Origin of the sequence: Enterobacter cloacae complex sp. SHL012, assembly GCF_049237505.1 — a bacterium.
GTDB lineage: Bacteria > Pseudomonadota > Gammaproteobacteria > Enterobacterales > Enterobacteriaceae > Enterobacter > Enterobacter kobei.
In genome coordinates, this window is the sequence record NZ_JBMKIZ010000001.1 from 24,499 (window position 1) to 36,612 (window position 12,114).

A 12,114-nucleotide genomic window follows, 5' to 3' on the forward strand; every position below is an offset into this window, starting at 1 on the left:
TTGCCAACTTGCGTTTTTGTTGGCCCGGCAGGCGCTAGCGCTGCCGGGCACTTGTTTTAGGACGATTTACGCACGCGCAGATACCATTCGCAGAGCAGGCGAACCTGTTTGCGGGTGTAGCCTTTTTCCATCATACGGTCGACAAAATCGTCGTGTTTCTTCTGCTCATCGGTTGAGGTTTTCGTGTTAAACGAGATAACCGGCAGCAGCTCTTCGGTATTGGAGAACATTTTCTTCTCAATAACGGTGCGCAGTTTCTCGTAGCTGGTCCAGTTCGGATTGCGTCCGTTGTTATGCGCTCTGGCGCGCAGGACGAAGTTCACAATCTCATTACGGAAGTCTTTCGGGTTGCTGATCCCGGCAGGCTTCTCGATTTTTTCCAGTTCCGCGTTCAGGGATTCACGGTCAAACAGCTGGCCGGTATCCGGGTCGCGGTACTCCTGATCCTGGATCCAGAAGTCAGCGTAGGTGACATAACGGTCGAAAATATTCTGTCCGTACTCTGAATAGGATTCCAGGTAGGCTGTCTGGATCTCTTTGCCAATGAACTCGGCGTATTTCGGGATCAGATAGCCTTTCAGGAACTCAAGATAGCGTTCAGCCTGCTCCTGCGGGAACTGCTCGCGTTCAATCTGCTGCTCCAGCACGTAGAACAAGTGAACCGGGTTGGCCGCCACTTCCGCATGGTCGAAGTTAAAGACGCGGGAGAGGATCTTAAACGCGAAACGGGTGGACAGGCCGTTCATCCCTTCATCGACCCCGGCGTAATCACGATACTCCTGATAGGATTTCGCTTTCGGGTCGGTGTCTTTCAGGCTTTCGCCATCATAGACGCGCATTTTTGAGTAGATGCTGGAGTTTTCCGGCTCTTTCAAACGCGAAAGGATAGAGAAGCGCGACAACGTTTCCAGCGTGCCTGGCGCGCAGGGAGCGTGCACCAGCTCACTGTGGTTGAGCAGTTTCTCGTAAATCTTGATCTCTTCGGAGATCCGCAGGCAATAAGGCACCTTGACGATGTACACGCGGTCAAGGAAGGCCTCATTGTTTTTATTATTACGGAAGGTCACCCATTCGGATTCGTTCGAGTGGGCGAGGATTATCCCGTTAAACGGCAGGGCGGAGATACCTTCCGTCCCGTTATAGTTCCCTTCCTGGGTCGCCGTCAGCAGAGGATGCAGCACTTTGATTGGTGCTTTAAACATCTCCACGAATTCCATAATCCCCTGGTTGGCGCGGCACAGCGCACCGGAATAGCCGTAGGCATCCGGGTCATTTTGTGCGAAGTTTTCCAGCTTACGGATATCAACTTTACCCACCAGCGCCGAGATATCCTGGTTGTTCTCATCACCCGGTTCCGTTTTGGCGATGGCGATCTGCTCAAGGATAGACGGCCACACTTTCACCACGCGGAATTTGGTGATATCGCCCCCAAACTCATGCAGGCGTTTTGCCGCCCACGGCGACATGATGGTGCCGAGGTAGCGGCGCGGAATGCCAAACTCTTTATCCAGAATTTGCGCATCTTCCTGTGGATTAAACAGGCACAGCGGATGGTCGTTCACCGGGCTGCGTTCGCCATTAGCGCTCAACACATAAATCGGCACGCGCTGCATCAGCGACTTCAGGCGTTCAGCCAGCGAGGATTTACCGCCACCGACCGGGCCGAGTAAATAGAGGATCTGTTTCTTCTCTTCCAGACCCTGAGCGGCATGCTTCAGATAGGAGACAATCTGTTCAATGGCATCTTCCATGCCGTAGAACTCTTCGAACGCCGGATATCGGGCGACCACCCGATTCGAAAATAGACGGGAAAGCCGTGGCTCCAGGGCAGTATCAACCATGTTTGGCTCACCAATAGCCATCAATAGCCGTTCTGCCGCATTGGCATAGGCACTGCGATCTTGCCGACAAATGGTAAGAAACTCCTGCAGTGTGAACTCTTCGTCCTTGGCAGCTTCATAGCGCTGGCGATAGTGATCGAATATATTCATGGCATGCCGTCCTTTCGTTTTTTAGCACAGGATAAGAGCCGTTCGTATGAGTAGTGGAGGCTCCCGGAAGAGAATCTCTCGCACCTCACTGCCAGAGCAGCAACCTGTGTGCCAGGTCAGAGGCTAAGAACCGCAGGGCGTTCAGGAAAACTCTTCTTAAAATTAAGCGTAGATGGCATTTGCCAAACTTGCATGCTGAGAAAATCTAATTTCAATGACATATCAATAACTCATCCAAAAATTTCCACCTGGGTTATAAGGCTTAAGCACGTTTTTCATTCAGTGGTCATATAAATGAAAGCGTGCTGTCATCTGAAAAGTGAAAAATAACGGGTTAATCAGACTGATTAGCAGGCAAAAAATTTTGGGTTGTACGGGAATGGCGGTTACACTTCTCCCGCTGATTATTTGACTACAGGAAAGAATGGATTGTGACCAAACTCAAACTTCTGGCATTGGGCATCCTTGCCGCGACCGCAGTTAGCACCGCTCAGGCGGAAAGTCAGTGGACGGTTGGCGCGGGTGTTGGCGTCATTAACAGCCCATACAAACAGTACGATCGTGACGTATATCCTGTTCCCGTTATCACCTATGAAGGCGAGAACGTCTGGTTCCGCGGTCTCGGCGGCGGCTACTATCTCTGGAACGACACGGCCGACAAGCTCTCGATCATGGCCTACTACGATCCAACGCACTTCAAGCCGGGAGACAGCGACAGCCACGCGCTTCGCCAGCTCGATAAGCGCAAAAGTAGCATGATGGCCGGGCTTTCATACGTGCATAACACCGAGTATGGCTTCCTGCGTACGGCTCTGGCAGGTGATACGCTGGACAACAGCAACGGCTTTATCTGGGATCTGGCATGGCTGTACCGTTATACCAACGGCGGGCTCACCCTGACGCCGGGCATCGGTGTCCTGTACAGCAGCGAGAACTACAACGACTACTATTACGGCGTCTCTAAAAACGAGTCTCGCCGCAGTGGTCTGAAAAGCTACAGCGCAGATGATGGCTGGGATCCCTACCTGGAGCTGACCGCGAGCTATAACTTCCTTGGCGACTGGAGCGTCTACGGTACTGGCCGTTATGAGCGTCTGAGCGATGAAGTGAAAGATAGCCCGATGGTCGATAAGTCCTGGGCGGGTATCTTCTCTGTGGGTGTGACCTACAAGTTCTGATTGTGCATTAATTCAGTGCAATCATTGCATCAAAACGGGGCGCTTGCGCCCCGTTTGCTTTTTTGTGGTGCAGGGCGATTATCGCTTAACAATACGGATCGTCTGCCCTAAACGAGACGGTTTTTCTTCGCTCGCTTTCTGCGGCGTGGTCACGCAGGCTGTTTCTACACAAACGAATGTTTTGTAACCGTCATCAGGAATATCGGCCATGCTGACAGACAATGCCGGACCTGGGTTCCAGCCCACCACATTGCTGTGATGATGATGAACGACCTCAATGCCGCGGTTCAGGGCACCATCGTGGATCACGCTGCAGGCTTCCGGGTGGAGATAGACGCGGTCGGTACGATCGGGGAAAGCCTGAACGCCGTCGCTTAGCTTGCCCTCTTTCGCATTATCAACTTTGTCGATAAAGGTATCGCCGAGGCCGCTCACCTTCACTGCGTTGATGTCACCCACGTTGAAGTAGGTGTGCAGGGCAGACGTGGTTTCGAACTCGCCATGCGCTTCCAGCTCAATTTCGCAGGTTTTACCCAGCTTGAAACGGGCGTACAGGGTGAAATCATGCGGCCACAGGGCGCGGGTTTCATCATTCGCCTGCAGCTCAAAGGTCAGCACGGCACCGTTGTCATCTTCATTGTGCGCTTTCAGCGTCCACTGCTGGTTACGGGCAAAACCGTGAGACGGCAAACCCTGCTGTGTGGACGGGCCGAACCATGGCCAGCAGATGGGGACGCCGCCACGGATAGCAGCCCCTTTTTTGAACGAGGTGGCCTCGCTCAGCCACAGTCCTTCCTCTTCGCCCTCAGGCTTCCAGGAGAGCAGGTGGGCGCCATTCAGCGCCACGGAGGCTTTCACGCGCGGGTGGTCAACGACGATAACATCAGCGCCGTCAATCTGGCGGCGGGAGAGCACAGGGGTAAGTTGTTCGACTACCGGAAGTGCAAATATTTTATTAATCATTAAGCAATCCTCTGTCTAAAAACAATAAAAAAGGCGACCGAAGTCGCCTTTTTGGATCAAACACTCATCTCAACTTATTTGGAGATGTGAGCGATCAGGTCCAGTACTTTGTTAGAGTAGCCAGTTTCGTTGTCGTACCAGGAAACCAGTTTCACGAAGTTGTCGTTCAGTGCGATACCAGCTTTAGCATCGAACACGGAAGTGCACACTTCGCCGTTGAAATCAGTAGATACAACGTCGTCTTCGGTGTAACCCAGAACGCCTTTCATTGCGCCTTCGGAAGCAGCTTTGATTGCTTTCTTAATTTCTTCATAAGAAGCAGCTTTTTCCAGACGAACGGTCAGGTCAACAACGGATACGTTAGGCGTTGGAACGCGGAACGCCATACCAGTCAGTTTGCCATTCAGTTCTGGCAGTACTTTACCTACAGCTTTAGCAGCACCGGTAGAGGATGGGATGATGTTCTGAGCCGCGCCACGGCCGCCGCGCCAGTCTTTGTGAGACGGGCCGTCAACGGTTTTCTGAGTAGCGGTGGTAGCGTGAACGGTAGTCATCAGACCTTCGATGATGCCGAAGTTGTCGTTGATAACTTTAGCCAGCGGTGCCAGGCAGTTGGTGGTGCAGGATGCGTTGGAAACGATGTCCTGGCCAGCGTAAGTTTCGAAGTTTGCACCACGAACGAACATTGGGGTGTTGTCTTTAGAAGGACCAGTCAGAACAACTTTCTTCGCGCCTGCAGTGATGTGTTTACGTGCAGTTTCGTCGGTCAGGAAGATACCGGTAGCTTCAGCTACAACATCAACACCGATTTCGTTCCATTTCAGGTTAGCTGGGTCTTTCTCAGCAGTAACGCGGATGGTTTTGCCGTTAACAACCAGGTGGCCGTCTTTCACTTCAACGGTGCCGTCGAAACGACCGTGAGTTGAGTCGTACTTCAGCATGTACGCCATGTATTCAGCGTCCAGGAGATCGTTGATACCAACGATTTCGATGTCAGAACGTTTCTGAGCAGCACGGAAAACAATACGGCCGATACGGCCAAAACCGTTGATACCTACTTTGATAGTCATATATTCCACCAGCTATTTGTTAGTGAATAAAAGGTTGCCTGTAAAATTACAAAAACCTTACGCAGCGTCAAGCGGAATCGTGTCAATCATTGCGACAAATCAATCCTGTGACTAACGTTTGTGCGACTGACTCGCCTCACTTTCCCTTTGAGCTTGCAACCACATGGGGGCTGCGCCCGGAATTTTAAAGTCCTCGCAGGATAAAAATGTGAACATGATCACAATTGCCTGACCGCCTTTTCGCGACACATAAGTTTAGAACAAAAGTGCACGCAAGGGTGTTAATGTTTTGTTAGAATCCGGGTTAAAAGATGTCTGTTTCTACAGCGAGATGTAAGCATATGTCGAACCAACGTAACCCTGACGATTTGAAAAAAAACCTCACAGAAATGCAGTTTTACGTGACGCAGAACCACGGCACGGAACCGCCATTCACCGGGCGTTTACTGCACAACAAGCGAGACGGCGTCTATCACTGTCTGGTCTGTGATGCCCCGCTGTTTAACTCACAAACGAAATTCGATTCCGGCTGCGGCTGGCCGAGCTTTTACGAGCCGGTGAGCGATGAGGCCATCCGCTATCTGACTGACACCTCGCACGGCATGGTGCGCACGGAAATCCGTTGCGGGACCTGCGACGCGCACCTGGGGCACGTCTTCCCGGATGGTCCACAGCCAACGGGGGAGCGTTTCTGCGTCAATTCGGCCTCCATGAGCTTCACGGATGATGAAAACGGCGACCAGATCAAGGGTTGAAAAAACGATTCAGCAAATTATTCCTTTGAAAAGGAGAGATCGTGAATATTGATGACATGATTAACGGGATGACCCAGGATGTTTATCAGCGTCTGGTCACCGCCGTTGAGCTAGGAAAATGGCCGGATGGCGTGGCGCTTACCCCTGAGCAAAAAGAGAACAGTTTGCAGCTGGTGATGCTGTGGCAGGCGCGCAACAATACTGACGCGCAGCACATGACGATCGATACCAACGGCCAGATGGTGATGAAGAGCAAGCGAGAGCTGAAAGAAGATTTTGGCATCACGCCGAAGCCAATTGCGACGCTGAAAATGCAATAACCGTGCGGGCTGATGCCTTCATCCAACCCTCTCCCACGGGGAGAGGGCTTGAATGCGTCGCTACTTTTGCGGGATCCCTAATGACTCTGCCAGCTGCTTCGCTAACTGGTTGTTATCGTCCGCGCCATACTCCCAGAACATCGCCCCGGCGAGACCTTTCTGTCTAATGTAGTCCGCTTTGATCGCCACGGAACGTGGGTTCTCATACGAAATCGCAAAGAGCGCCTTGCCGTCGGCTGCTTCCACGGAGAGCCACGGCACTTTCGCCTGGTCGTCCCAGTGCTCGGTAAAACGCTTCTGCGGATCGTTCAGCAGCTTTTTCACGATATCGTTGTACTTCACGTAGGTATCTTTGGACAGGTCATAGCCGAGCGACCTGAACAAGCCGAGCTCCTGCGGTCCAAAGTAGGGCTGGGTGACCGGATTTTTTTGTGCGTCCGGCTTGCTCCAGTCGATACCCGGCTCAACGGCGCGTTTCGGTACGCGACCGTAAAACCCGATCCCGAGGTTCATCTGCTGTGGTTTCAGTCCCGCGGCCAGATAGTTATTTACCACAAAGTCCACGCTGTATTTATCGGCAGCAGCCACCGTCGGCCAGGCGCTGGAATCATAGAGGTTGGCGTTAAAATACTGGGTACCATACGCCATGTCGTAGGTCATCAGGTTGATGTAGTCGAGCAGGGGAGCGATGGCTTTGACATCCACCCAGCTTTTCGGACTTTCCGCATTGGCGCCTACCGCAATGGTCACCAGCTTTTTCTGCCCGAATGCGTCGCGCATCTCTTTCAGCAGCGCGGTGAAGTTGTCCCTGTCGGCTGGCGTGCTGGCAACCAGTCCCCACGCGCCGTTGACCGGGTACTCCCAGTCGAGATCAATCCCGTCCAGACCGTATTTGTCGACAACCTCCTGAGCGGATCGGATAAACACCGCACGACTCTCTTTGGTGGCCGCTGCGCCAGAGAAACCACGCGCACCCCAGCCGCCAACAGAGAGCAGCACTTTAAGGTGCGGGTTTTGTTTACGCAGAGTGGGGATTAAGGCCAGATCGGATGCCACTTTGGGCGAAAGCCAGATCTGATGCAGTTTCGTCGGATCTTTCAGCGCGGCGTTGGTTTCGTCTTTCTCGTCGTTGTAGACCAGACCAAACGAATAGTTCAGGTGGGTGATCTGGCGGACATCCAGTTTATTAATGTCGCCACCCGGTCCGGCGGTGACATCGCCACCCCCGTTGAAATAGCCGACGGACATCAGGGGCGCAGCGGAAGCCAGTGACGCGCAAAGCAAGGGTAATGCTGCCAACAAGGGCAAACGTTTCATATAATTTCCTCTTTGACTTAATAAAAATAACCACGCCACAGAAAAGGCGTGGCGAAAAAACAACCTGACGAGAATAGCATTGCCGCTTCGCTGAGGATGCGAGGGAGTTCACTTTATGGGGATTGGAGAAGAAATGCCGGGTGGCGCTGCGCTCCAGAGAAAGTAGGCCGGGTAAGGCGAAGCCGCCACCCGGCTTAAAAAACTACGCCTGCGTTTCCAGCCAGTCTGCCAGGGTATACAGCGTCGCGCCTTCGGCAGCCATCTCCATAAACGCCTGAGCACTGTCCTGAGGGTGAATGTTGACCCCGCGGCAGCCGTCGGTGATCACGCTGACGGTGTAGCCTGACTGGAGCGCGTCCAGTACGGTAAACTTCACGCAATAATCTGTCGCCAGCCCCAGCACAATCAGCTCCGTGATTTCATGGTGGCGTAACCACGCGTCCAGCGCGGTCTTCTGACGATGACCGTTATCAAAAAACGCGCTGTAGCTGTCTATTGTCGGGTTTTCACCCTTATGGAACACCGCGTCGATGGCTTTCTGATTCAGGAGCGGATGCAGCGCCGCGCCTTCCGTTTGCTGCACGCAATGATCCGGCCAGAAGGTTTGCGCCAGCCCGTCGAGTTCACCCTGAGTGAACGGTTCGACGTTGTGCTGGCTGGCAAAACTGCCGTGGTTAGCCGGGTGCCAGTCCTGGCTGGCGACCACCGATTCACCGCGGGCTTTACACCAGTCAATCAGCGTATTCGCCACGTCAACGGTGCTGTCACCTTCGGCGACGGCCAGCACGCCGCCTGCGCAGAAATCATTTTGCAAATCGACCAGTAGCAGGGCGCGTTGCGTCATGAGGCCTCCTTATTCGTCAGGGGTCAGTTCACCGCGCAGATTTTGCATCATGGCGTTGCGAATGGACTGAATGTCCAGATCCTGACTCAGTAAATAGTGAAGTTTAGTCAGCGTCGCCTCAACGGTCATATCGAAACCGCTGATGACACCCGCATGTGCCAGCGCGTTGCCGGTGGCATAGCCACCCATATTCACTTTGCCGGACATACACTGGGTCAGGTTCACCACCACAATTCCGCGTTCGCTGGCTTCCTGAAGCTCTTTCAGAAACTCACCGTTCTGCGGGGCGTTGCCCACGCCGTAGGAGCGCAGGATCAGCGCTTTCACTGGCTGGCGCAGGAAGTTGCGGACCACGTCGGCGGAAATACCCGGGTAAATGGTGACCACGCCGATGGGCTGCGGGGTAATCGGATGCACAATCAGCTCGCCAGCGGTATTCGGTGCAGGCGGCGTGCCCAGACGACGGATATGAATCCCGGCTTCCAGCAGCGGTTGCAGGTTCGGTGAGGCGAAGGCGTCAAAACCATCGGCATGGGCTTTCGTCGTGCGGTTGCCGCGATACAGACGGTTGTTAAAGAACAGCGAGACTTCGTTAATCGGGTAATTTGCCGCCACGTACAGGGAGTTCAGCAGGTTGATCTGCCCGTCGGAGCGTAACTCCGCCAGCGGAATTTGCGACCCGGTGACGATAACCGGCTTGCTCAGGTTCTCCAGCATGAAGGAGAGCGCCGAGGCCGTGAACGCCATGGTGTCGGTACCGTGCAGGATCACGAAGCCGTCGTACTGGTCGTAATGCGCTTTAATGTCATCCGCGATGTGCTGCCAGTCTTCTGGCGTCATGTCGGAGGAGTCCATCAGCGGCTCGTATTCATGGATGGTAAAGTCAGGCATTTCCGGACGGTGGAACTCAGGCATCAACGCAAGCTGACGCTGAAGGTGGCCGGAGACAGGAATATAGCCATTTTCAGAGCGCTGCATACCGATGGTACCGCCAGTGTAGGCTACATAAATCGATTTCTTCTGCATGGTAGTGAGTTCTTGTTCTTCAAAAGAAAAAAATCCCCTCTTCGCGGGAAGAGGGGACGGTTTTTAACGGACGTTCGCGCAGGTCAGGCAAAACGCGTAACGACTTTGTGGATCGTTAAAGGCCGCGAGCTTATCGCTTTCCGTCTTCATCGCTTTCGCTGCAGTGGCAACCGGCGCAGGCAGGTAAGCCTGCAGCGCCTCCGGCAGCATGGCGCGAACGGAGACAGACATGCTGTCCATCACCATATCGAAGAATGACGGCTCATCCTGATAATACTCAATGTGCCATTGCTTGAGCTTCGCCAGGTCGGCCGCTTTCTTCACGGCGTCGTCAAAGTCACCCAGACTGTCCACCAGTCCGTTGTTCTTCGCGTCCTGACCGGTCCAGACGTGGCCCTGAGCAATCTGGTCAATCTGTTCTGGCGTCTTTTTACGCGAGTCAGCCACCAGCGTAATAAAGCGCTTATACCCGTTCTCAATGCTCAGCTGCATCATCTCCGACACTTCCGGCGGCAGGGATTTTGTTATCGACACATCTGCCAGCGGCGACGTAGAAACACCGTCGGTGTGCACGCCCAGATAATCCAGACTGTTTTCCACAGTGTTAATCACCCCGAAGATGCCGATAGAGCCGGTCAGCGTGCTTGGGTTAGCCACAATGTAGTTGGCTGGCGTGGAGATCCAGTACCCACCTGATGCCGCCATTCCGCCCATGGAGACGACGACCGGTTTGCCCGCAGCGCGGGCCGCGGCCAGCTCAGCGCGGATCACTTCGGAGGCGCTCACGCTGCCGCCCGGGCTGTTTACGCGCAGAACAATGGCTTTCACTTTCGGGTCAAGGCGCGCGTCACGGATTTGCGACGCGGTGGTGTCACCGCCGACATTACCCGGGGTTTCCTGACCGTCCATGATGGCGCCGTTGGCAAACACCACGGCTACGCTGTCACCGCTCTCGTCCGGTTTTTTCGCAGCGTAGTCATACATACTGATCGCGCTGTAGTTTTTGTCCTCTTTGCTCCAGCCAAACTGTTTGGTCAGGGCTTTTTCGATATCTGCACTGGTACCCAGCGCATCAACGAGTTTATTGTCGAGGGCATATTTCGCGGTATCGCCGTCAACCTTACGCAGACCCTCCAGCACGCCACGTGCGCCCGGGAAGACCTGCTCAGCGGTAATTTGACGGTTAGCGGCCACGGTGCCCAGATAGTTCTGCCACAGCTCGCCAATCCAGCGGCTGTCCGCTTCACGGGCAGCAGGGGACATATCGTCGCGAATAAACGGCTCCACGGCTGATTTATAGGTGCCGACGCGGAAGACGTGGGTCGTCACTTTCAGCTTGTCGAGCAGCGATTTGTAGTACAGGCCGTTGGTGGCAAAGCCGTGCAGATCGACCGTCCCCTGCGGAGAGAGCCAGATCTTGTTGGCGAAGCTTGCCAGATAATATTGCCCCTGGCTGTAGCTGTCGCCCACGGCGATCACTGGCTTACCGCTGTCGCGGAATTCACGCAGCGCTTTACCGATGTACTGCATTGAAGGCTGGTCGCCTCCGGCAAAATCTTTCAGATCCAGTACGATCCCGGTGATATTTCGGTCGTCTTTGGCCTGACGGATAGTATCGACAATATCGAACAGGGAGTTTTCCTGCAGGCGGTCGGACGTCGCGCCAAACAGCTGACGGCCAATGACCCCCAGACGGTTGCTGGTGGACGGTTTATCCACGATGACGCCGGTGATATCGAGTAACAGCGCCCCGCGAGTTGAATGCTGCGCCTGATTCGCATTGCTGATATGCATCCAGATGCCTGCGCAAACCAGAACCAGCAGGATGAAGAAGATGTTCATCACCAGGTTGCGGACGAAGTTGAGCAGTCGCCACGTCCATTTAAAGAAACCGGCAAAGATTCGCCAAAGGGTTCGCATGTATTCTCCCTAACCAGAAAATGACTGTTTCCGTCGCCACTGGACGGTAATGTTGGGTTATCGTAATGACCCAACCGCCACTTGTCAGCAGGAATCGCCTGCCAGGCTGTAACAAAATCTGCGGCCGTGTTAATTTTGTGAGTAAATTTCAATAAAGGAGTTAACCAATGGACGCACTTGAACTGCTTGTTAACCGCCGCAGCGCGTCACGTCTGGCCGAACCTGCCCCGGCGGGCGAGCAGCTGGAAAACATTCTGCGTGCCGGGATGCGTGCCCCCGATCACGGCACGCTGCAGCCGTGGCACTTCTTTGTGATTGAAGGTGAAGGCCGCGATCGTTTCAGCCAGCTGCTGGAGCAGGGCGCGGTTGCCGTCGGGCAGGATGAGAAAGGTATCGATAAAGCGCGCAATGCGCCGTTCCGTGCGCCGATGATCATCGCCGTCGTGGCGAAATGTCAGGCTGGCCACAAAGTCCCGGTTTGGGAGCAGGAAATGTCTGCTGGCTGCGCGGTAATGGCGATGCAAATGGCCGCTGTCGCACAGGGGTTTAACGGTATCTGGCGTACCGGTCCGCTGACCGAGAGCCCGGTAGTCCGTGACGGTTTTGGCTGCGGTGAGCACGATAAAATTGTCGGTTTCCTCTACCTCGGTACGCCGCAGCTTAAAGCCTCCAGCACCATCAGCGTGCCGGACACTACGCCTTTCGTCAGCCGTTTCTGATAACCCACGCT

11 protein-coding genes are annotated in these 12,114 nt (G+C 54.3%); 4 read left to right on the forward strand and 7 right to left on the reverse strand.

What is annotated here, in order from left to right:
• Positions 1 to 56 precede the first annotated feature (56 nt).
• Positions 57 to 1,991 carry a protein kinase YeaG gene (gene yeaG, locus ACOTY9_RS00145; RefSeq protein WP_014883443.1) on the reverse strand — a complete coding sequence of 645 codons (1,935 nt, stop codon included), beginning with the start codon at positions 1,989 to 1,991 and terminating at the stop codon, positions 57 to 59.
• A 431-nt stretch (positions 1,992 to 2,422) separates the two neighbouring features.
• Between yeaG and ACOTY9_RS00150 the strand changes: the two genes are divergently transcribed.
• A complete protein-coding gene (locus ACOTY9_RS00150) occupies positions 2,423 to 3,169 on the forward strand; it encodes a MipA/OmpV family protein (RefSeq protein WP_045269434.1) in 747 nt (248 codons plus the stop codon).
• Positions 3,170 to 3,247: 78 nt separating this feature from the next.
• On the opposite strand, the gene ACOTY9_RS00155 is transcribed toward ACOTY9_RS00150, so the two are convergent.
• Entirely contained in the window at positions 3,248 to 4,132 is an 885-nt protein-coding gene (locus ACOTY9_RS00155) for a D-hexose-6-phosphate mutarotase (RefSeq protein ID WP_058690425.1), read from the reverse strand.
• Positions 4,133 to 4,206: 74 nt separating this feature from the next.
• Entirely contained in the window at positions 4,207 to 5,202 is a 996-nt protein-coding gene (gapA, locus tag ACOTY9_RS00160; protein ID WP_014831506.1) for a glyceraldehyde-3-phosphate dehydrogenase, read from the reverse strand.
• 341 nt (positions 5,203 to 5,543) lie between these two features.
• Here gapA and msrB point away from each other — a divergent pair, with 341 nt between their 5' ends.
• The gene (msrB, locus tag ACOTY9_RS00165) at positions 5,544 to 5,957 is read left to right on the forward strand and encodes a peptide-methionine (R)-S-oxide reductase MsrB (RefSeq protein WP_023332742.1); all 414 of its coding nucleotides are present in this window, start codon (positions 5,544 to 5,546) and stop codon (positions 5,955 to 5,957) included.
• A 41-nt stretch (positions 5,958 to 5,998) separates the two neighbouring features.
• Positions 5,999 to 6,277, forward strand: coding sequence for a YeaC family protein (locus ACOTY9_RS00170; protein WP_045135041.1), 279 nt, complete (start codon positions 5,999 to 6,001; stop codon positions 6,275 to 6,277).
• Between the two features lie 60 nt (positions 6,278 to 6,337).
• Here the strand turns inward: ACOTY9_RS00170 and ACOTY9_RS00175 are convergent, their stop codons facing one another.
• From ACOTY9_RS00175 to sppA, 4 genes are all read right to left on the reverse strand, one after another.
• Positions 6,338 to 7,594, reverse strand: coding sequence for a glycoside hydrolase family 18 protein (locus ACOTY9_RS00175; protein ID WP_096218205.1), 1,257 nt, complete (start codon positions 7,592 to 7,594; stop codon positions 6,338 to 6,340).
• A 202-nt stretch (positions 7,595 to 7,796) separates the two neighbouring features.
• Entirely contained in the window at positions 7,797 to 8,438 is a 642-nt protein-coding gene (pncA, locus tag ACOTY9_RS00180) for a bifunctional nicotinamidase/pyrazinamidase (protein WP_348565588.1), read from the reverse strand.
• Positions 8,439 to 8,447: 9 nt separating this feature from the next.
• Positions 8,448 to 9,464, reverse strand: a complete 1,017-nt coding sequence (gene ansA / locus ACOTY9_RS00185; protein ID WP_014883450.1) for an asparaginase — start codon at positions 9,462 to 9,464, stop codon at positions 8,448 to 8,450.
• A gap of 63 nt (positions 9,465 to 9,527) precedes the next feature.
• Positions 9,528 to 11,384: a signal peptide peptidase SppA gene (sppA, locus tag ACOTY9_RS00190; RefSeq protein WP_023332746.1), complete on the reverse strand. Its 1,857-nt coding sequence runs from the start codon at positions 11,382 to 11,384 to the stop codon at positions 9,528 to 9,530.
• 167 nt (positions 11,385 to 11,551) lie between these two features.
• Between sppA and ACOTY9_RS00195 the strand changes: the two genes are divergently transcribed.
• Positions 11,552 to 12,103 carry an NAD(P)H nitroreductase gene (locus tag ACOTY9_RS00195; protein WP_023332747.1) on the forward strand — a complete coding sequence of 184 codons (552 nt, stop codon included), beginning with the start codon at positions 11,552 to 11,554 and terminating at the stop codon, positions 12,101 to 12,103.
• Positions 12,104 to 12,114 lie beyond the last annotated feature (11 nt).